Below are 17,164 nucleotides of genomic sequence, written 5' to 3' on the forward strand. Positions count from 1 at the left end.
GTGACGTATCGGACAGCTTCGAGATGGTCACCATCCCCGGCGCGCCGTGGTCGAAATTCAGGCCGCGGTTCAGACGGAACGGTCACGCCTATTCAAAGCCTGAAGATCGTGACGCAGAACTGAGAACAGCGACATACCTGCGCCGCGTCGTGAAGCAGCCGTACACAGGGAATGTCGGCCTGGCGTGCCTGTTCTTCCGCCCGAACCGACAGAGGATCGACACAGACAACCTGATCAAGCACGTTTGCGACGCCGCCAACGGTGTGCTCTGGCTAGACGATTCACAGTGCACTGCGGTCATGGGAATCATCGAGCTCGATGCCGAGCGCCCGCGCACAGTGGTCGGTATCGGGCGCCACGTGAGCAGCTTGCTACGAGGGACCGACGCGACGGCGCCGTGCGCCGTGTGCGGTCAACCCATCCCGATGGATGGCCACCGAGGGAGGCCACCTAAGACGTGCTCGCCGGAGTGCCGACAGGCGAGCCGAGGACACCCGGACCTGTCATTGCCCGTCCCCTGCGGGCATTGCAAGAACCACTTCCGTCGAAAGACCAGGACGAGCCGCTACTGCTCCGAGACGTGCCGAACGGACGCTCTGCGCGCCAAAGCCCGAGCGAAGGCACGACCGAACTCGCGCTGCACGAGCTGCGGTACGGAGCTGGCCCACAAGCGGGGTGGAAGGTGCCGCAAATGCTGGCTGGCCGACCCATCCGGCCATCTGACCGATCAGGAGGTGCAACCGCATGAGTAACGCCCTCACCGGCCGGGCGTTCGCCGACCCCGGATGCCAGCCGGGCGTGTGGATCACCGTCGCCGATCTCACCTACAACTACCTGCCCACCAAGGAGGCGTGACGACATGAGCAACGTCGAACCCACCGGGCCCGTCCTGCGCGGTCTGCGCCGCGCCCACCAGATTCGCGAGCAGCGGCTACGCCTGCCACCACCCGAACCGCCGGTGCCGCTTGAGCGGATCCCCGACGGCCGCCCGCTGATCTACGGCCGCGACTACTACATCGACGACGACCACAACACCGTGCTCACCCGAGGGCGCTGGTCGGTCCACAAGGTCGAAAAGCTCATCACTGGCGTGCTCGCGCTGATCGGGGTGCGCCGATGAGCATGCCCCGGCCTACCGACTTCCAGATCCCGCGCGAGCACCTCGTCCAGTTCCTCGACGACGGCCCCGACCGCATGGGCCGCCGCCAGTTCGCCGGGTACTGGATCGACCACGACGGAGTACGCGGGCAGGTCTGGCACACCGACCCGATCACGTGGACCACCCGAACCGAACGCGAAGGCGGGACCGTGCGAATCCTGGAGGAGACCCGATGAACGTCGAATGCATCGAATGCGCCCGTCCCGTGGGCGACCGGCTCCCGCTGTGCACCGAGTGCGGTGAAAACATCGTCAAGCAGCTGCTCGACGTCCCGCGCCTGCTTACCGAACTGGAGGTGACGCGCGTCGGCCTCGGCCGTGTCACCGCACCCGCACCAGTCGGGCGATCCACCGACACCCCGATCCCGGTCCGCGCGGTCGGGCGCCGCGGGATCACCATCCAGGGCGACCGCGAACTCCGCGACCTCACCGCGGTGCTCGCCGAGTGGGTCGACCAGATCACCACGGTCACCGGATCGACGGTGCCATACGGTGCGCGCGGCCTCGTCCAGCTCGCGAAAAACCTGCGGCTCGGCCCCGAGCACCGGGATCCGGTCGCGCCGCCGATCCGCCGCCACCCCGAAACAGGCCGGTTCCTCGGCCGGGTGCCGACACTCCACGCCACCCTCATCCAGGTCACCGCCACCCCAAGCGAACAGGACGCTGTGTGGCTGGCCCACCGAGGCACCGACCTCCGCGCCCTCGAACCCGCCGAGGACCCCGCCGACCGGCTGCACGTCCGCCTCAACGACGCGATCACCGCGATCGCCCGCATCATCGACCGCCCCACCCCACGCCGCTACCTCGGTGCCTGCCCCGCCGAGCTCGCCGACACCGGCAAGGTCTGCGGGTACGAGCTGCGCGCCGACGTCGACGACTCCGGCCGCATCGCCGACTTCGTCGAATGCCGCCGCTGCCGCACACAACACGACGTCGCTCAGATCCAAGACAAGGCCCGCGACACCGCCGAGCAGCAGCTGTACACGATCCCCGACCTCGTCCGCGTCACCCGCGCGATCGGCGCACCCATCCCGGAGCGCACCCTCTACCACTGGGCGAACAAGTCCCGGCGCCTGCCCGCACGCGGCTGGCAGCACACCGACGACCGGTACGGCATCCGCATCACCGACCACCAGATCGACTCCCGCGACCGGCAGGTGTACCGGCTCGGCGACGCACTCGAGCTGGCCCGCCAGGCCGCCAAGAAGAAGGGAACCGCGGCATGAGCGTCTTCGACGACATCCGGGCCCGCATCACCGCAGACAAGGCCCGGGACGCCAGCCTCATCGACCAGGACACCCTCGAAGGCGCCCGCGCCGACATCATCGGCGAGATCCTCAAGATCGCCGAACACTGGGCCGACAAGGCCGAAAGCTGGGGACCGGAAGAGCAGTACACCGCAGCCCGATACGTCGTCTGCCACGACATCCTGGAGATCCTGAACGAACAGCTCTGGGACGAGGAAGGATCGCAGGCATGAGCGACGAGACCTTTTTCGACTGGGACGATCCCGGCATCGGCCACGACTACGCGGTGCTCCCCGACGGCCGCGTCCCCGTGTACGTGATCCTCACCGTGGGCGACGAGGCCCACTGTGTGACCCCATGGCACACCTACGAGTCGCCGCTCGTCCTGTCGGCCGCCGAGATGGGCCGCGACGTCGACATGCCCGCCGGCGAAGTCGTCGGCCGCGAATTCACCGCCGCCGGCGGCCCAGACGAGCCACTGCACGACTTCCGGCTGGTGCACGATCCGCGTGTGTAGAAGTATCGTGGAGATATCACGAGGCAGGAGTCGTTTGATGGCTACAGAAGGAGAGGCTCGCCGCGCTGCGGCGCGGCGTCGACTTCGGGAGCGACGGCAAGAAGATCTGCCCGATTCCGAACTGGTCAGCGCCGTTATGGCGGATCTGTTTGATGCTGTAAGCAAGCGCCAGCCCCTCACCGACGACGAAGCCTCGGAACTGGTGTTCGAGGAAACAGAGCGGATGCGATTCGAGAAGCGCAACCGCGATCACGTCGGCGCTCCAAGGCGAGGTTAGGGAGCAGAGTGGCCCGACGTCTTGTCCTGGATACCAACATCTTCATTTCGGCCCTTATCAGCCCTCGCGGGGCCATTCGTGAACTGGTGAATCGTGGGCTGCGGGGCGAGTTCGAGCTGATCGTTTCTGAGAAGTTGCTCGACGAAGTCGAAACTCGCCTCCAGCGGGACAAGTTCCGCAGGTGGTTCACCTTGGATGAGGCCGATGACTATGTCGCCGCCATCACCCTGGCGGGGACGTTTGTAGCGGACCGTCCAGACCTGGAATTGCCTATGGTGTGTGCAGACGCTGACGACAACTTCCTCGTTGCGCTGGCCCAGGATGCAGAAGCCGACATGTTGGTCAGCGGCGACAAGAAGGTCCTAGCCGTCGAGGTCCCGAACCTCATTGTTGGTAAAGCACCATATGCTCTGGAAATCCTTTCCTACGAGCATGAATGGGGAAGCGAGTTTCTCCCATCGCAACATGACGCGATCGAGCGACAAATCGATGCGGAAGGAACAAGGCCTCTTGTCGAGGTCTATAGATTGTTCTGCACGGCGATCGCTGGAGATGGGCCCGAGGCGGATATGGTGCTGGGCCTGACAGTTGTTCCCGAAACGAAGCCCCTCTTCGTTCGCGGCAGAGACGAAGTGCGCAGCAAGCTACGGGGGCGCGGTCTTGCCACAAGACCGGTCTACGCATCACCCGAGGTTGCCCACCTGAAGCTGCCGCCCGACCCCGGTGAGACTCTCAGAGTTGCGCATGTGGGCGGCGTCGCCCTGCCACCGAATACGATATTCATGACCTTGGTGCGGTGCCCGGACCTGGATGACCAAGGTCTTCCATTCGACCATTGGCGGGTGTTCGCCCTCGGGGCACCGATAAACCCCGAGGAGATTCTCCCCAGGACTCCTTCGCAGTAACCGACACTGACCAGCGATAAGCCGTGTGCCCGAAGCCCGCTCAGATGTTCGGCATGTCTCTGGTGCCATACACCCCGAAGTCATCGCCTGCGAGATATGCCGCGTGCTGTGCGTCCGCCCGCGCCGCGATCTCCGCCGCAGCAACTGCCCGTGCCTTCAGCTGACGGCGCACCAGCAGCGAGCCGAACACAGCAGCCCATACGCAGTAGAACGCGGTCATGCCAGGGTCGAGCGCTGTCACACCGATGATGACGCCGAGGACTCCGAGCCCGAAACCACCCCAAAGGAACAACGCCGGGTGCGCTCGGACGTGGTCGCGGATGGTGCGCCAGACGTTCTTCGCCTGGTCTGGATACTTGACGATCCACACGATTAAGGCCACCGGCCACGCGAACACAATCAACAACGTCCAGATGACCGCACGCCTCATGTCCCACCAATCGGGTTGCGGCCCCGGCGCGTTACCAGCCGTTGGATGCGTTGTGCCGGTTGCGGCCGGACCCCGTGCAATCGACGCGGTACGGCATGCCTCCACGGTCCTCGATTTGGATGTGCGGCACGAACTCATATGGATCCGTCCGGCCATCGTCGTTAATCGGGTCCGTTCCGTTATGCCGAACCTCGACCATCTGCTGGCACACCGGACACCTCTTTCTCATCACGCGCGCAGCGTAGGCCGCGCCGAGGGCAGCCACAGCGGGTCGGGCGAATGTCAGGGAAATCACCGAGTACCGGTCGGTTCTCAACGGCGCGCGTTACGCCTCAACGCTGCTCGTTGATGTAACCTTGCAGGGAATTCTGCTGCTGACGACCCGACCCCAAAACAGGATCGCAGCACCGCGCGGCAAACCCAGTGCCGCAGACCCTCGGCCCACCTCGAACCCCTTGCGAGGTGGGCCGAGCTGTATCTCAGACCTGTAGCGCGTCAAACCGGACGGACCTCACTGGATACCGGCAAAGCGCCCAATGACCCCCTGCCGCATTCACGCCCCGCCGGTGATCCACGGTGCGGCAGCGGCGAGGGAATGCTGCGCGCTACACCCAACGATCGGCGGCCGGCATGTTCGACGCCATCCACACCTGGCTGATACGCGCCCTACTCCGGCGCATCGGCCTCACACCAAGGAGACATCATGGGCAGCGTTGACCTCGACACCGTGCTCGTCGCCGGACGGATCGCCGTCATCGTCATCAAGGCCATCGCCGAGATCATCGGCACCCTCTGATGGACATGCTGGCCGCTATGGTGCGCCTGCTGCTGTGCCACCCCATCGGCACACTCGAACAGCGGTACGAGACACCGATCGGCGTGTGGCAGTGGTGATCGCGCGCCTGGCCCAACTCATCCGCCGCGCCACCGGCAGGGCCACACCGCGCTACGCCGTGGGCGGACAGATCCGGGGACCGCGGCCAGGTGACGACTCGGTGCCCGTGCTGCTCAGCGACTGCACGTACGGATTCCACGTGAACCCGGCGCTGAACACCGAGGACGTGCTTCGCCACCTGACCGACCGGCTCGACCCACGCACGCCAGCTGCGCCTCCAGCACAGTACGACGACGTCGCTCTCGCCGGTGCGCGGTGGCTCGCCGAGAACAAGCGGGCGAAGCTGATCGAAGTGGCGATGACCGAGCCCGACCCCGAGATCGCGGGTGCCGCAGCGGCCGAGCTGCGCCGGATGATCGCTACGGGCCAATGAGCGACCGGACTGTCGAGCCGTCGCCCGACGAGTTCGAGGCGATCATCCGGACCACCCGGAGCGCCACGGACACACTGTGTAAGGCGCTGGCCATCCCATCGTGTGCCGATGCTGTGGAGGCAGCTCTGCGCCCGATCCTGCGCGACGCCGCCCTTGCCGCCTGGCAGCAGGCCGAGCGATGCGCGAACATCAGCACCGATCCCATCGCCTGATGGCCCGAGCGCGGCTCCGCATCTGCACGGTGCCAGGTTGCCCGAAGGCACAGCCCGAACGCAGATGCCCAGAGCATCAGACCGACTACGACCGACACCAACGAGCCACCACCCCGACCAAGGCCACACGCACCTGGGCTGAACGGCAACGCCGCGCCGGCACCGTCGCCGCCCACCGCGCCCGACACGGCGACTGGTGCCCAGGCTGGGAGCGACCCGCCCACCCAGCCACCGACCTCACCGCCGACCACCGCACAGCCATCGCCGCCGGCGGCGACCCCACCGGCCCGCTACAGGTGCTGTGCCGAGCCTGCAACGCCGCCAAGGGCGCCCGCCACGCCGACTGACCGACCCCACCCCAGGGGGAGGGCCCCTCGCACCCCGACCCGCTCCGCCGCGACGGAGGGCGCAAATCCGTGCGGAGGGTTCAGATGCCCTCGGTGCGCTGCCGGCGAGGGGTGAGCGCGGCCCACATGATGAACGTGCAGATGACGATCGTCAGTCCGAGGCCGGCCAGGTAGAGCCCGCGATAGTCCGGGTCCCCGTTGCGGCAGCGGATCCCATCAGGTCGGCCGAAGTATCCGGTGTGCGGTGTGCAGATCTCGGGGATGTTGTTCATGTCGACGATCCACAGCACGACGCCTATCAGTAGCGCGGCTGCGCCGAGGATGGTGCCGGCGCGGCAGGCCAAGAGTTGAGTGCGGGTCATAGCTTCCTCATTCCGTCGCGGATGGGGTGATTGTCCCTGGCTGGCGCGATGCCGGTCGGGGGTTTCCGTCCAGGGCGGCGCGATGCTGCCAGGAGGTGATGAGAGATGCCGCGTGGTGGTGCACGGAATCGTTCCGGGCCGCCGGTGGATCCGACGTCTGGTCGTTCGGATCGTCGTGGTCTGACGTGGGTTTCGTTACCGGCCGAGGGCTATGCCGGTGAGGTGCCGGAGTTTCCGCTGATGCCGCGGCGCGTGATGCGCTGGGAGCACGGTGAGAAGGGCGCCCGGTATCAGGTCTTCGACGAGGAGACCACCGAGCTGGTCCAGGCTCGGGAGGCCGAGCTGTGGGCGTGGGCGTGGCGGACGCCGCAGGCTGTGGCGTGGGCGAAGGAGCCGTGGCGGTGGCAGGCTATCGCGCACTGGGTTCGTACGTCGGTGATCTGCGAATCGGATCAGGCGATGGCTTCGGATCGTGGTTCGCTGCACCGGTTCGCCGACCAGATCGGGATGACCCCGGCGGGTATGCGGGAGAACGGCTGGGCGATCGCCGCGGATGAGGTGGCGGCCGCTCGGGCGGAGAAGAAGACGAAGGCGTCGAGCTCGCAGCCGCCGGCGCGGCGGTTGAGGCCGGTGGCTGGTGGCGGCGACTGACGGATTCGTTGTCGACTTCCCGACCCTCGGCGATATCGGTGAGGCGTGGGTCAAGCGGCATTGCTGCATCCCGGACGGGTTCCGTCGTGGCGCCGCTTTCGAGTGGTCGGACTGGCAGTTCTGGTGCGGCGCGAACTACTACCGAGTGCGCGCGGGCGCCGAGTGGGAGTCTGACGACCAGCCGCTGTTCAACCAGGCATTCACCTACCGGCGCGCTCAGATCGTCGCCCCGCAGAAGACCGGCAAGGGCCCCTGGTCGGCGTCGATCACCTGCCTGGAGGCCGTAGGGCCGTCACAGTTCCTCGGCTGGGCAGGCAGCGGCGACGGCTGGGCATGCTCGGACTGGGGTTGCGGCTGCGGCTGGGAGTACGAGTACCTGCCCGGCGAGCCGATGGGCATGCGTCACCCCTCACCGGTGATCCAGCTGACCGCGAACAACGAGGAGCAGGTCGGCAACGTCTACCGCCCGCTCACCGCGATGATCAAGCTGGGGCCTCTGTCCGATCTGATGGCGGTCCGCGAAGGCTTCATCCGCATCCTCGGATCGGTCGGCGGTGAGGACTTCGACCGCATCGACGCGGTGACGTCCTCGGCGCGCGGCCGGGTCGGTAACCCGGTGTCGTGGGTGCTGCAAGACGAGTCCGGCCTGTACACGCAGGCGAACAAGATGGTCGGCATCGCCGAGACTCAGCGCCGCGGTGCGGCCGGTATGGGCGGGCGGACGATGGAGACCACGAATGCGTGGGATCCGTCGGAGAATTCGACCGCGCAGCGCACCTACCAGTCGCAGGCCAAGGACATCTTCAAGTTCTTCCGGATCCCGCCGGCGGGGCTGTCGTGGGGCAACAAGCGCGATCGCCGCAAGATCTTGCGTTACGTCTACGACGGGTCGCCGTGGGTGAACCTCGACTCGATCGAGGCGGAAGCGGTCGAGCTGAACGAGCTGGATCCGGCGCAGGCCGAGAGGTTCTTCGGGAATCGGCTGGTTGCTCGAGCTGGGACCTGGCTGCCGGATGGGTTGTGGGAGAGCCGGTATGCAGAAGCTCTGGCTTCCTAGTCCGCCGTCGGGGACTCCGATCTGTGTCGGGTTCGACGGCTCGGAGAACAATGACTGGACCGCGCTGCGCGCCGAGACTCGCGACGGTTTGCAGTTCACGCCCCGGTACGGGCCGGACCGGCGGCCGACGATCTGGAACCCCGCCGAGTGGGGCGGCAAGATTCCGCGCGGCGAGGTGCACGCCGCGGTGGACGAGGTGTTCTCCACCTTCGATGTCGCGCGCATGTATTTCGACCCGCACGACTGGCGTTCCGAGGGCGGGGACTGGGCGCTCGAGCACGGCGAGGAACACGTCTTCGAGTGGGCGACCAACCGCATCAACCAGATGTACGCCGCGATCCGCCGATTCGAAATCGACCTGAAAACCGGGCGCATCACACAAGACGGATGCCCGATCACCGAGATTCACATGGCCAACTGCCGCAAAGTCCCCAAGCCCGGCGACAAATACGTCCTGGGCAAACCATCCGACCACCAGAAGATCGACGCCTCGATCGCCTCCATCATCGCCCACGAAGCCGCGGCAGACGCGCGCGAAGCGGGCTGGGAGGACGTCGACGGGCGCATGTTCTGCTTCAGCTGAGGAGGTGAGCGTGGTCGAACTCCGCACGAAGCTCACCGACGACGAGCGCGACATGGTCAACAAGCTCACCGGCCAGCTGGGCAACCTCGCGCGAAACGACAAGCTCAACGACGCCTACTACGAAGGCGCGCAGCGACTCCGCCACATCGGTCTGGCCGTGCCGGAGGAATTCCGCATCTTCGAGTTGGTCGCGAACTGGCCGCGCATGTACGTCGACGAGGTGGCGCGACGGCAGAAGCCGAAGAGCATCTACCGGCCGGGCGAAGGCAAGGCTGACCCGGTCCTTCAGGAGGCGTGGACGGCAAACAACCTCGACGCCGAGGTGCCGATCCTGTCGAAGGAGAACATGATCTTCGGCCGGATGTTCTCCGTGGTGGGCACGAACGAGGACGACAAGGAACACCCGCTCATCACTATCGAGTCGCCGCGGCAGATGGCGTGCCTGGTGAACCAGCGGTGCCGCCGGATGGACGCCGCGCTGCGCCGATACCAGGAGCAGGACGGCACCCAGGTCGCCACCCTGTTCCTGCCGGACAAAACCATCCAGCTTGTGATGGGTCGCAACGGGTGGGACATCGACCCGGTCGGTACCGACGACGGCATCGACACACACAACCTCGGCCGGGTGCCGGTGGTGCTGTTCCTGAACCGTCGACGCCTGGGGAAGTGGCACGGCACCACGGAGATGGCCGATGTCATCCCGCTGACCGATGCCTGCGCCCGCGCCCTGACCGACCTGCAATACGGCGTCGAGACCGTGGCGGTGCAGAAGCGGTACGTGCTGGGCGTGTCGAAGGGCGACTTCGTCGACAAGAACGGCAACCCGCTCCCGGTGTGGCAGAGCTACTTCGATGCCCTCTGGGCAACCCAGAAGTCCGCGAAGGACGTCACAGTCGGCCAGCTGCCCGGCGCTGATCTCGCCGGATTCCACAACACCGTGAAGCTGTACGCCGAACTGGCCAGCTCCGTGACAGGTTTGCCGTTCCGGTACTTCGGCGCCAACTCCGCCAATCCTGCTGCCGAGGGCGCGATCCGGGCCGATGAGTCCCGGATCGTGTCCAACGCCGAGGAGAAGAACGCCCACCTCGGTGTCGGACTCGGCTGGACGCTCGCGCTCTACGAGCGGTTCCGAACCGGCAAATGGCCCGCTGCCGGCGAACCTTTCTCGGTGGAGTGGCGCAATCCTGCGACCCCGACCCGCGCTGAGGAAGCCGACGCGATCCAGAAACTCAACGGCGGCACCCCGGTCCTCTCCCGCGAAGGCTCGTGGGACGAGATGGGCTGGAACGAACCCCGTAAGGACCGCGAACGCTCCTACTTCAATGCGGAGGCCGAGGACCCCGCGCTCGATCGTCTGGCCCGGAATCTCAGCGATTCCCGCAACACTGGTGACGCGGAGCTGACTGGTGCTGCCGCAGGCCTCGGCTGACCACTACTCGGAGCAGCTGCGCATCATCGCGCTCACGCTGGCGGAGATCCGGGCAGCGTGGGGCACGCAGCCACCGCGACAGTTCGACAGCTGGTTCGGATCGAACATCGAGTTGCTGATCGCGATGATCGAGATCGCCCAGCAGCGGGCCGTTTCCGGCGCAGACGTCTACGTCGGTGAAGTCCTGGACGAGCTCGGCACCCCGGTGGACCCGGATGTGCAGATCAACACCGCCCCGCTGATCGGGGTCGCCTCGGATGGGCGCGGTCTCGATGGGCTCCTGTACGGCACCGTCATCACCGCGAAACACCAGGTGGCCGAAGGGGCTGCACCAGCTGCGGCGTGGGCGGCGGCCGGACAGCAAGCCCTGAGCATGGTGCACACCCAGCTCGCCGACACCGCCCGCGCTGCGGTAGGGCTCGGGATCACTGCCCGCCCTGGTGTCGGCTATGTGCGGATGGTCAGCCAACCGGCGTGCTCGCGGTGCGTGATCCTGGCGGGGAGGTTCTACCGCAAGGCATGGTTCCTGCGGCATCCGAACTGCGACTGCAAGCACATCCCGGCTCGGGAAGACCGCGCCGACGACTTGACGACCGATCCGCGCCGCTACTTCAACAGTCTCACCGAGCAGCAGCAAAATCGGGCGTTCACAGTCGCCGGTGCGCAGGCGATCCGGGACGGCGCTGACATCAACCAGACCGTGAACGCGCGCCGCGGCATGACGATCGCCGGAGGCGTCGCTCAACGCCGCAACGTCTACGGCCGCCAACTGCTGACCACCACCGAAGGCGTCACCGTCCGAGGCATCGCCGGTCGACGCATCCGGGCACGCGGCCGCAACCCCCGGACGACTCCGCGACTGATGCCGGAGGCGATCTACGAGCTCAGCGACGACCGCGACGAGATTCTGCGGATGCTGCGGCTCAACAGCTACATCCTCTGACTTCCCGCCGGCGCGAGGCCGGATCGGGTCTATCCCCCGCGATGGAGGACATCACAGTGAACACCTTGCTGCCTGTGCACCCGGTATTCGGCCGCGCACTCGGCGTCCGCCGCAACGGATCTCCGATCTGGCCGATCCGAGGCGCATCAACGGAGGGCGACCCTCCCAACCCGGCACCGACAGGCACGCCGCCTCCACCGCCGACGCCGGCCGAACCGGAACCGAGCGGCCCGGATGAGCTGGGCGACGGCGGCAAGAAGGCACTCGAAACCGAGCGTGCAGCCCGCAAGGCCGCCGAAAAGGCGCGGCGCGAAGCCGAAGCCAAGGTTCAGGCCTTCGAGGACGCGCAGAAGAGCGAAGCCCAGCGCACACAGGAACGGATCGAGCAGCTCGAAAAGACCGCCGCGAAGGCGCTCCGCTACGAGGCCGCCGAAAAATCCGGGCTCCCGCTGTCCCTGGCCGGGCGGCTCAGCGGCGCCACCCTCGACGAGCTGATCGCCGACGCAGCCGAGCTCAAGCAGCTGCTCGGGGCCGCCGCTCCTGCCGAACCCGCGGCACCGCCCACCCCGAAGCCAGATCCCCGCCAAGGCGGCGGCCAGGCCGACGCGGGCGGGTCCATGGATTCCGGTCGCGCCGCCTATCAGGCACGCAAGAACCGCAACTGACCTTCACCCCCAGTAAAGGAGGGGAGCAATGGATCTGAACCTCAAGACCGAAACCTTCGGCCAGGACGACCAGTCGTGGCTGGCCACGGCCGAGGGAACCGATCGTGCCCGCACGATCACTCTCGACCTGTCCACCTTCGTCGCAGGCGATTACGCCGACGGCTACCTGAAGTCCGGGTGGACGCTGCGCAAGCTCGCCAGCGGGCTGTACGGCAAGCGCTCCAACGCCGACACCGAGGGCATCGCCGGTCACCTGCTGACCGCGGTGCGCGTCCCCGCCGGTGCGACGAAGGTTGCCGGTGCCCTGCTCTGGCACGGCGCGGTGATCACCGCGAAGGTCCCCAATCCGCCCGACGCTGCGGGCCAGGCCACGGCCAAGGCCGTCAGCTACTTCTGAGAGGAGGCGTAACCCATGGCACTCGTCATCAATTCCGATTACGTCACCCCCGCCGAGCTGACCGGCTACGTCCGCGAAGCCCTGGCAGACCAGCCGATCAACGACCTGGCACTGGTGGACAACCTGCTGCCGGACACGATGATCGACGACGTCGAATTCCGCGCCAACATCACCCAGCACGGCCTACGCCGCGCCGCGAAGTTCCGGTCGTGGGACACCGAGGCTCCGATCACCGGCCGCAAGGGCGTGGTCCGGATCTCCGGTGAGCTGCCCCCGATCTCGGAGAAGCGGCGACTCGGCGAGTACGACCGGCTGCGGCTGCGTAAGGCCGACAACCAGATCCGGGATCTGATCTTCAACGACGGTGTCGAGCTGGCGCAGGCGCTGCGCACTCGCATCATCATGGCCAAGGCCGACGCCCTGGTGAACGGCAAGGTCACCCTCGCCGAGAACGGCCTGGATCTGGCGGCCGATTTCAAGCGGTTGCCGGGTCACTCGGTGACCGCGTCGGTGCTGTGGAACGTCACCGGTACCGGTGCGGCCGATCCGATCAACGATCAGGAGTCGTGGTTCGCGACGTTCCGGACCACCCAGTCCGGTAATCCGGTGCGGGCGATCACCTCCCAGCGGGTGATGTCGGCGCTGATGCGGAACGACAAGATCCGCGCCTACGCACTGCCGCCGGGCAGCACCCAGGGCATCGTCACCCGCGACCAGGTGAACGCCCTGTTCACCTCGTTCGGGCATCCGGCGTTCGAAATCTTCGACGCACAGGTCGAAGACGCCAACGGCAACGCGTCGCGCCTGATCCCCGACGACCGGATCCTCTACGTCGGTGGCGCGAACAAGATCGGCGAAACCCTGTGGGGCACCACCGCCGAGGCGATCGAACCCGAGTACGGCATCGACGCCAACCAGGCGCCGGGCATCGTGGTCGGTTCCTACATCGACAACGATCCGGTCGCGCGCTGGACCAAGGCCAGCGGTATCGGCCTGCCGATGCTGCTGAACGCCAACGCCACGATGGTCGCGAAGGTCCTGTGATGGCAGGCCGGAAGCTCGCCGGGTACGTCCACGTCCACGACTCCGAAGGCGTCTCGCACGTCTTCGGGCCCGAGGACGACGTGCCCGCCGAGCTGGCGAAGCTCATCACCAACCCCGCGGCCTGGCAGACCGACCCGGGCGCGGCGGAGGAGGTCGGGCAGGTCGAGCAGGGTGACGACGAGCCGTCGGAGTCCTGGACCGTGGCCGATCTCCGCGCCTATGCCGAGCTGCACGACATCGACCTCGGCGACGCGACGAAGAAGGCCGACATCCTGGAGGCCATCATCGGATCGGGCGATGACCGCGCCTGACCCGCTGTTCACCATCAGCGACGTCGAAGCGATCTCCGGCGAGACCTACGCCGAACCGCAGATCACTCAGGTGAACCGGTTCATCGCGCAGGCCTCGGCCAAGCTGCGCACCAAGGTCGCCCACCTCGACGAACGAATCGCCGCCGGAATCCTCGACCCGGATCTGGTCAAGGGCATCGGCGTCGAGGTCGTCCTGCGGGCGTTGGCGACCTTGGCACGCGTATTCGGTGTGCGACGCACCGAATACCCGGAGTGGTCCACCGAGTACGAGACCGGCGGCCAGAACCGCCTGGTGTATGTCACCGACGACGATGTCGCCGACCTCATCGACACCGAAACCAGCGGCGACGCTTTCACGATCCGGACCGGTCTGCGATGAGGCTGCCCGAACGCTGGACACTGCTGCGTCCGGGCCCGCGCACCCAGGATCCGTCCACCGGCAACTGGATGCCGGGCCCGCCGCAGGAGATCCCGTGGTGGGGGTTGCTTCAACAGCGGATCATCACTGACCCACAGGTCGAGGAGTTCCAGGACGGGCACGTGGTTCAGCGATTGACCTTGCTGCTCATGCCGGGCCTGCCGGGCGGTGTGAAGCGTCGCGACGTGTGGCGGTTCGACGGCCCCGCCGAGGTTTCCGACCTGGTCGCCGTCGACGACACCGTCACCGTGCAGGGCACCCCACGAGTCCGCCGTCCCGCTATCGGGTCGCGTCGGCCCGCCTACATCGCCGCCGTGGTGCGGCACGCATCCGACCTGAAAGAAGGAACACCATGATCGTGTCCTGGAAAGACGAGGACGGCGCCACCCACTGGGGTGACGACACCTCCAAGGCGTACAAGAAGCACCTCCAGGCCCAGGCGGCCGCCAAGCCGGCCGAGGCCAAGTCCGTCGAGGCGAAGCCGGTCGTCGAAGTCGAGGCCAAGCGCAAGTGAACGCCGCGGTGCTGACGATCTTCGACAGCATCGCCCGCCAGACCGCGCGGGTTGCGACAACCCCGCGTCGGCGCGCGATCGCCCGACAGATCGCCGACGATGCGCGCGCGGCCGCGCCCGTGATGACCGGTGCCTACCGCGATGGGATCGGCACCGAATTCTCCGGCACCACAGTGCGTGTGGTCGACGACGACCCGGACGCCATCTACAAGGAATACGGCACCGTCGACACCCCAGCCCACGCAGCGCTCACCGATGCGGCCCGCCGACACGGCCGCTACCGCGGTTGGATCCCGGATTGACCCCGCCGATCCCGTTCGCGCCGGGGGCTGTTCGCGCGTTCCTGACCGCGCAGCCGTCCATCACCGACCTGGTTCCGGTCGAGGCGATCACGACCCGGAACCTGCCCGACCCCATCACCGGCCCGTTCGTCACCGTGCGCGCGCCGGGCAACGTCGGTGTCGACCCGTTCCTGCGGCGACCGCTGGTCCAGGTCGATGTGTGGGCGCCGAAGATCGAAATCCTCGGCGGCTCCACCGATCCGGAGGAGCTGACCTGGGACATCGCCGCCCTCGCGGGGCAACTGCTGGGGCGGACCAAACCCCAGGAGTTCCGCGGGTCGGCGTGGACAGCCACCTGGATCGACGGACCGATCAACTTCGTCGACACCACACGCGGCGCTGACATGCCCCTATTCCGGGCGACGGTCCGCGTCGAGCTGAAGCTGCGCGCCCCGCGCGCCTGAACCATCACCCTCTGCTCACCGCAGTGAGCGAACCCCCCGTTTGGAGGAATCGTGAGTACTCACGCCGCACCCGAAAAGGCCTACGTCTGGCTCGACGGTGACGCCTACCGAGCCCCGGCCGGTACCGGCATCCCCACCGACCCGTTCGCCGCGAGCCCCGTCACCGGCTCCCTGAAGTGGGATCCCTACGGTGGTATCGAGGCAGGCTTCGAGCTGACCCCGACCCGCGACGTCACCCCGAAGCGGGTGTGGAACCGGCGCCTGGCCCCGTACAAGGTGATCAAGTCCCCGTCGGAGGAGCGGGTCAAGCTGCGGGCAGTGGACTTCTCGGTCGCGACCGCGCTGACCACGTTGCAGGGCGGCACGATCTCGCAGCTGAGCCCCGGCGTGTACAGGTGGAACCCGGGCGACGACGAGGACTTCGCTCTGTTGCTCGCGCTGCGCGATGAGTCCGCCAACCAGGTGTTCTGGTCGCCGAGCGTCACCCTGACCACTCCGCCGCCGCGCACGTTCGGCCAGGAGGAGCTCGACGGGTTCGAGTTCGAGCTGCTCGCGCTGGAGCCGTTCGTGCCACTGACCAGCTTCAACCCGCTCCAAGTCTCGGGCACCATCACCCTGCCCGCGGGCACCACCGCCGGCACCTGGACGCTGTCCTTCGGCGGCCAGACCACCACGGGCATCGCGTTCAACGCCGCGAGCACCGCGGTGCAGTCGGCGCTGGTCGCGCTGCCCACCATCGGCACCGGCAACGCCACCGTCACCGGCCCGGCGGGTGGGCCCTACGCCTACACCATCACCGTGCCGGGCACGCTCACCGGTGACGGCTCCGGCCTGACCCCGGCCGGAACGGTGCAGATCAGCTGATGGCGGCAACGAAGAGGGCGGCAGCCGCGCGGCGCACTCCGCCCGCGGCTGCCCGCCGCACGCAGCCCGAGCCGATCGACATCCTCGCCGAGTTCAACACCGAGGAGAAGCCGCCGGTCCCGATCCGCCTCGGCGAGGTCGAGGCCGATGTGCGGCGCGGATTCTCCGGCGACGAGGTCGTGCGGTTCCACCGCCTCGTCGGCGAAACGAAGTTCGGCGAGGTCCTGGAGCTGATCACCACCAACGGCGCGCAGCTGTGGGAGTTCATCGGCTCGCTCACACCGGAATACGCGTCGAAAGCGCTGAACCGGATCATCAACGTGAGCGAGCTGTATGAGGGAAACCTGCTCGCGCCCTTGCCGGGCTTCGCACCGAACCCGGCTGGGGCGCCACCCTCGCCCGAGTCCGCCACTACCACGGAGTAGATCTCCGCGTCGCGCTGAAGACGATGCCGTACCCGGACGTCGCCGCCCTCATCGAGGACGCCGACGCCCGGGACGCGCAGGCCGCAAGGGATTCCGAAAACCTGGCCATGCTGGTCGACCGCATGGACTTCCTGAACAACTTCGGCTACGTCTCCGGTGTCACCGACCCCGACGACCCCGAGGTGAAACGCGAGCGCGCCGAGCGGCTCAAGCACGGCATCAAACCGCCGCCCATGCCGATCCTTGCGCCGGTCGCGCAGCGCCCGCCGGAGATCACCGCCGAGTTGATCGAGCGCTACCGGAAAGCGCAACAGCCCTACCAGATCCCGGACAAAGCGAAACCGAAATCGAAGCTCGACCTGCTCAACAGGTCACGCGCAGAAGCGGGGAGGTGA

At 67.2% G+C, this 17,164-nt stretch carries 30 protein-coding genes; 28 read left to right on the forward strand and 2 right to left on the reverse strand.

Translation table 11 applies throughout. From position 1 onward, the window contains the following. The first annotated feature begins 23 nt into the window (after nt 1-23). The 8 genes from FEK34_RS31435 to FEK34_RS28180 all read left to right on the forward strand — a co-directional run bounded on the left by FEK34_RS31435 (nt 24) and on the right by FEK34_RS28180 (nt 4,104). Nucleotides 24-752 (forward strand): RusA family crossover junction endodeoxyribonuclease, encoded by a 729-nt coding sequence (locus tag FEK34_RS31435; RefSeq protein WP_432760999.1) that lies wholly within the window; start codon nt 24-26, stop codon nt 750-752. A 107-nt stretch (nt 753-859) separates the two neighbouring features. After that, nucleotides 860-1,120 (forward strand): hypothetical protein, encoded by a 261-nt coding sequence (locus FEK34_RS28150; RefSeq protein WP_138452784.1) that lies wholly within the window; start codon nt 860-862, stop codon nt 1,118-1,120. Continuing rightward, complete coding sequence (locus tag FEK34_RS28155) at nt 1,117-1,335, forward strand: hypothetical protein (RefSeq protein ID WP_138452786.1); 219 nt, start codon at nt 1,117-1,119, stop codon at nt 1,333-1,335. The genes FEK34_RS28150 and FEK34_RS28155 overlap by 4 nt, the downstream gene beginning before the upstream one ends. After that, nucleotides 1,332-2,384 (forward strand): hypothetical protein, encoded by a 1,053-nt coding sequence (locus FEK34_RS28160; RefSeq protein WP_138452787.1) that lies wholly within the window; start codon nt 1,332-1,334, stop codon nt 2,382-2,384. The genes FEK34_RS28155 and FEK34_RS28160 overlap by 4 nt, the downstream gene beginning before the upstream one ends. Beyond that, the gene (locus tag FEK34_RS28165; RefSeq protein ID WP_138452789.1) at nt 2,381-2,638 is read left to right on the forward strand and encodes a hypothetical protein; all 258 of its coding nucleotides are present in this window, start codon (nt 2,381-2,383) and stop codon (nt 2,636-2,638) included. Before FEK34_RS28160 ends, FEK34_RS28165 begins: the two co-directional genes overlap by 4 nt. Continuing rightward, entirely contained in the window at nt 2,635-2,922 is a 288-nt protein-coding gene (locus tag FEK34_RS28170; RefSeq protein WP_138452791.1) for a hypothetical protein, read from the forward strand. Before FEK34_RS28165 ends, FEK34_RS28170 begins: the two co-directional genes overlap by 4 nt. 37 nt (nt 2,923-2,959) lie before the next feature. Continuing rightward, on the forward strand, nt 2,960-3,199 hold the full coding sequence (locus tag FEK34_RS28175) for a hypothetical protein (protein WP_138452793.1): 240 nt from the start codon (nt 2,960-2,962) through the stop codon (nt 3,197-3,199). 8 nt (nt 3,200-3,207) lie between these two features. Further along, nucleotides 3,208-4,104, forward strand: coding sequence for a putative toxin-antitoxin system toxin component, PIN family (locus FEK34_RS28180; protein WP_171048446.1), 897 nt, complete (start codon nt 3,208-3,210; stop codon nt 4,102-4,104). Nucleotides 4,105-4,144: 40 nt separating this feature from the next. On the opposite strand, the gene FEK34_RS28185 is transcribed toward FEK34_RS28180, so the two are convergent. After that, on the reverse strand, nt 4,145-4,534 hold the full coding sequence (locus FEK34_RS28185) for a hypothetical protein (RefSeq protein WP_138452797.1): 390 nt from the start codon (nt 4,532-4,534) through the stop codon (nt 4,145-4,147). Nucleotides 4,535-5,529: 995 nt separating this feature from the next. Here FEK34_RS28185 and FEK34_RS28190 point away from each other — a divergent pair. The 3 genes from FEK34_RS28190 to FEK34_RS28200 are packed head-to-tail and all read left to right on the forward strand — an operon-like array spanning nt 5,530 to nt 6,361. Beyond that, nucleotides 5,530-5,802 (forward strand): hypothetical protein, encoded by a 273-nt coding sequence (locus FEK34_RS28190; protein WP_138452799.1) that lies wholly within the window; start codon nt 5,530-5,532, stop codon nt 5,800-5,802. Continuing rightward, nucleotides 5,799-6,014 (forward strand): hypothetical protein, encoded by a 216-nt coding sequence (locus FEK34_RS28195; protein WP_138452801.1) that lies wholly within the window; start codon nt 5,799-5,801, stop codon nt 6,012-6,014. Before FEK34_RS28190 ends, FEK34_RS28195 begins: the two co-directional genes overlap by 4 nt. Then, the gene (locus FEK34_RS28200; protein ID WP_138452803.1) at nt 6,014-6,361 is read left to right on the forward strand and encodes a hypothetical protein; all 348 of its coding nucleotides are present in this window, start codon (nt 6,014-6,016) and stop codon (nt 6,359-6,361) included. Before FEK34_RS28195 ends, FEK34_RS28200 begins: the two co-directional genes overlap by 1 nt. An 80-nt stretch (nt 6,362-6,441) precedes the next feature. On the opposite strand, the gene FEK34_RS28205 is transcribed toward FEK34_RS28200, so the two are convergent. Then, nucleotides 6,442-6,723, reverse strand: a complete 282-nt coding sequence (locus tag FEK34_RS28205) for a hypothetical protein (RefSeq protein ID WP_138452805.1) — start codon at nt 6,721-6,723, stop codon at nt 6,442-6,444. 222 nt (nt 6,724-6,945) lie between these two features. On the opposite strand from FEK34_RS28205, the gene FEK34_RS28210 reads away from it, so the two are divergent. Genes FEK34_RS28210 through FEK34_RS28285 form a run of 17 tightly spaced genes read left to right on the forward strand, consistent with a single transcriptional unit; the run spans nt 6,946 to nt 17,164 of the window. Further along, a complete protein-coding gene (locus FEK34_RS28210) occupies nt 6,946-7,374 on the forward strand; it encodes a hypothetical protein (RefSeq protein ID WP_249359688.1) in 429 nt (142 codons plus the stop codon). Further along, on the forward strand, nt 7,361-8,431 hold the full coding sequence (locus FEK34_RS28215; protein ID WP_171048447.1) for a terminase: 1,071 nt from the start codon (nt 7,361-7,363) through the stop codon (nt 8,429-8,431). Before FEK34_RS28210 ends, FEK34_RS28215 begins: the two co-directional genes overlap by 14 nt. Next, complete coding sequence (locus FEK34_RS28220; protein WP_138452808.1) at nt 8,409-9,014, forward strand: terminase; 606 nt, start codon at nt 8,409-8,411, stop codon at nt 9,012-9,014. Before FEK34_RS28215 ends, FEK34_RS28220 begins: the two co-directional genes overlap by 23 nt. A gap of 10 nt (nt 9,015-9,024) precedes the next feature. Then, a complete protein-coding gene (locus tag FEK34_RS28225; RefSeq protein ID WP_249359690.1) occupies nt 9,025-10,443 on the forward strand; it encodes a phage portal protein in 1,419 nt (472 codons plus the stop codon). Beyond that, nucleotides 10,421-11,386 carry a hypothetical protein gene (locus tag FEK34_RS28230; protein ID WP_138452812.1) on the forward strand — a complete coding sequence of 322 codons (966 nt, stop codon included), beginning with the start codon at nt 10,421-10,423 and terminating at the stop codon, nt 11,384-11,386. The genes FEK34_RS28225 and FEK34_RS28230 overlap by 23 nt, the downstream gene beginning before the upstream one ends. Nucleotides 11,387-11,442: 56 nt before the next feature. After that, nucleotides 11,443-12,051, forward strand: coding sequence for a hypothetical protein (locus FEK34_RS28235; protein ID WP_138452814.1), 609 nt, complete (start codon nt 11,443-11,445; stop codon nt 12,049-12,051). Between the two features lie 28 nt (nt 12,052-12,079). After that, a complete protein-coding gene (locus tag FEK34_RS28240; protein ID WP_138452816.1) occupies nt 12,080-12,448 on the forward strand; it encodes a head decoration protein in 369 nt (122 codons plus the stop codon). Between the two features lie 15 nt (nt 12,449-12,463). Beyond that, a complete protein-coding gene (locus tag FEK34_RS28245; protein ID WP_138452818.1) occupies nt 12,464-13,492 on the forward strand; it encodes a major capsid protein in 1,029 nt (342 codons plus the stop codon). Then, nucleotides 13,492-13,803: a hypothetical protein gene (locus tag FEK34_RS28250; RefSeq protein WP_138452820.1), complete on the forward strand. Its 312-nt coding sequence runs from the start codon at nt 13,492-13,494 to the stop codon at nt 13,801-13,803. Before FEK34_RS28245 ends, FEK34_RS28250 begins: the two co-directional genes overlap by 1 nt. Beyond that, nucleotides 13,790-14,182 carry a hypothetical protein gene (locus tag FEK34_RS28255; protein WP_138452822.1) on the forward strand — a complete coding sequence of 131 codons (393 nt, stop codon included), beginning with the start codon at nt 13,790-13,792 and terminating at the stop codon, nt 14,180-14,182. Before FEK34_RS28250 ends, FEK34_RS28255 begins: the two co-directional genes overlap by 14 nt. Further along, on the forward strand, nt 14,179-14,577 hold the full coding sequence (locus tag FEK34_RS28260; RefSeq protein WP_138452824.1) for a hypothetical protein: 399 nt from the start codon (nt 14,179-14,181) through the stop codon (nt 14,575-14,577). Before FEK34_RS28255 ends, FEK34_RS28260 begins: the two co-directional genes overlap by 4 nt. Continuing rightward, nucleotides 14,574-14,735 (forward strand): hypothetical protein, encoded by a 162-nt coding sequence (locus FEK34_RS30285; protein ID WP_171048448.1) that lies wholly within the window; start codon nt 14,574-14,576, stop codon nt 14,733-14,735. Before FEK34_RS28260 ends, FEK34_RS30285 begins: the two co-directional genes overlap by 4 nt. Beyond that, the gene (locus FEK34_RS28265; RefSeq protein WP_138452826.1) at nt 14,732-15,037 is read left to right on the forward strand and encodes an HK97 gp10 family phage protein; all 306 of its coding nucleotides are present in this window, start codon (nt 14,732-14,734) and stop codon (nt 15,035-15,037) included. The genes FEK34_RS30285 and FEK34_RS28265 overlap by 4 nt, the downstream gene beginning before the upstream one ends. Next, nucleotides 15,034-15,480: a hypothetical protein gene (locus tag FEK34_RS28270; protein WP_138452828.1), complete on the forward strand. Its 447-nt coding sequence runs from the start codon at nt 15,034-15,036 to the stop codon at nt 15,478-15,480. The genes FEK34_RS28265 and FEK34_RS28270 overlap by 4 nt, the downstream gene beginning before the upstream one ends. 51 nt (nt 15,481-15,531) lie before the next feature. Continuing rightward, entirely contained in the window at nt 15,532-16,344 is an 813-nt protein-coding gene (locus FEK34_RS28275) for a hypothetical protein (RefSeq protein WP_212748842.1), read from the forward strand. Beyond that, nucleotides 16,344-16,769 carry a hypothetical protein gene (locus FEK34_RS28280; protein ID WP_138452829.1) on the forward strand — a complete coding sequence of 142 codons (426 nt, stop codon included), beginning with the start codon at nt 16,344-16,346 and terminating at the stop codon, nt 16,767-16,769. The genes FEK34_RS28275 and FEK34_RS28280 overlap by 1 nt, the downstream gene beginning before the upstream one ends. A gap of 23 nt (nt 16,770-16,792) precedes the next feature. Further along, nucleotides 16,793-17,164: a hypothetical protein gene (locus FEK34_RS28285; RefSeq protein ID WP_138452832.1), complete on the forward strand. Its 372-nt coding sequence runs from the start codon at nt 16,793-16,795 to the stop codon at nt 17,162-17,164.

It is taken from the genome of Nocardia cyriacigeorgica (genome assembly GCF_005863245.1).
Lineage (GTDB): Bacteria > Actinomycetota > Actinomycetes > Mycobacteriales > Mycobacteriaceae > Nocardia > Nocardia cyriacigeorgica_C.

Coding starts and splice junctions, on each gene's coding strand:
- FEK34_RS28285 (WP_138452832.1), top strand. CDS start 16,793: ATGCCGTACCCGGACGTCGCCGCCCTCATCGAGGACGCCGACGCCCGG.
- FEK34_RS28165 (WP_138452789.1), top strand. CDS start 2,381: ATGAGCGTCTTCGACGACATCCGGGCCCGCATCACCGCAGACAAGGCC.
- FEK34_RS28175 (WP_138452793.1), top strand. CDS start 2,960: ATGGCTACAGAAGGAGAGGCTCGCCGCGCTGCGGCGCGGCGTCGACTT.
- FEK34_RS28170 (WP_138452791.1), top strand. CDS start 2,635: ATGAGCGACGAGACCTTTTTCGACTGGGACGATCCCGGCATCGGCCAC.
- FEK34_RS28245 (WP_138452818.1), top strand. CDS start 12,464: ATGGCACTCGTCATCAATTCCGATTACGTCACCCCCGCCGAGCTGACC.
- FEK34_RS28195 (WP_138452801.1), top strand. CDS start 5,799: ATGAGCGACCGGACTGTCGAGCCGTCGCCCGACGAGTTCGAGGCGATC.
- FEK34_RS28150 (WP_138452784.1), top strand. CDS start 860: ATGAGCAACGTCGAACCCACCGGGCCCGTCCTGCGCGGTCTGCGCCGC.
- FEK34_RS28155 (WP_138452786.1), top strand. CDS start 1,117: ATGAGCATGCCCCGGCCTACCGACTTCCAGATCCCGCGCGAGCACCTC.
- FEK34_RS28200 (WP_138452803.1), top strand. CDS start 6,014: ATGGCCCGAGCGCGGCTCCGCATCTGCACGGTGCCAGGTTGCCCGAAG.
- FEK34_RS28220 (WP_138452808.1), top strand. CDS start 8,409: ATGCAGAAGCTCTGGCTTCCTAGTCCGCCGTCGGGGACTCCGATCTGT.
- FEK34_RS28240 (WP_138452816.1), top strand. CDS start 12,080: ATGGATCTGAACCTCAAGACCGAAACCTTCGGCCAGGACGACCAGTCG.
- FEK34_RS28185 (WP_138452797.1), bottom strand. CDS start 4,534: ATGAGGCGTGCGGTCATCTGGACGTTGTTGATTGTGTTCGCGTGGCCG.
- FEK34_RS28255 (WP_138452822.1), top strand. CDS start 13,790: ATGACCGCGCCTGACCCGCTGTTCACCATCAGCGACGTCGAAGCGATC.
- FEK34_RS30285 (WP_171048448.1), top strand. CDS start 14,574: ATGATCGTGTCCTGGAAAGACGAGGACGGCGCCACCCACTGGGGTGAC.
- FEK34_RS28250 (WP_138452820.1), top strand. CDS start 13,492: ATGGCAGGCCGGAAGCTCGCCGGGTACGTCCACGTCCACGACTCCGAA.
- FEK34_RS28160 (WP_138452787.1), top strand. CDS start 1,332: ATGAACGTCGAATGCATCGAATGCGCCCGTCCCGTGGGCGACCGGCTC.
- FEK34_RS31435 (WP_432760999.1), top strand. CDS start 24: ATGGTCACCATCCCCGGCGCGCCGTGGTCGAAATTCAGGCCGCGGTTC.
- FEK34_RS28260 (WP_138452824.1), top strand. CDS start 14,179: ATGAGGCTGCCCGAACGCTGGACACTGCTGCGTCCGGGCCCGCGCACC.
- FEK34_RS28205 (WP_138452805.1), bottom strand. CDS start 6,723: ATGACCCGCACTCAACTCTTGGCCTGCCGCGCCGGCACCATCCTCGGC.
- FEK34_RS28280 (WP_138452829.1), top strand. CDS start 16,344: ATGGCGGCAACGAAGAGGGCGGCAGCCGCGCGGCGCACTCCGCCCGCG.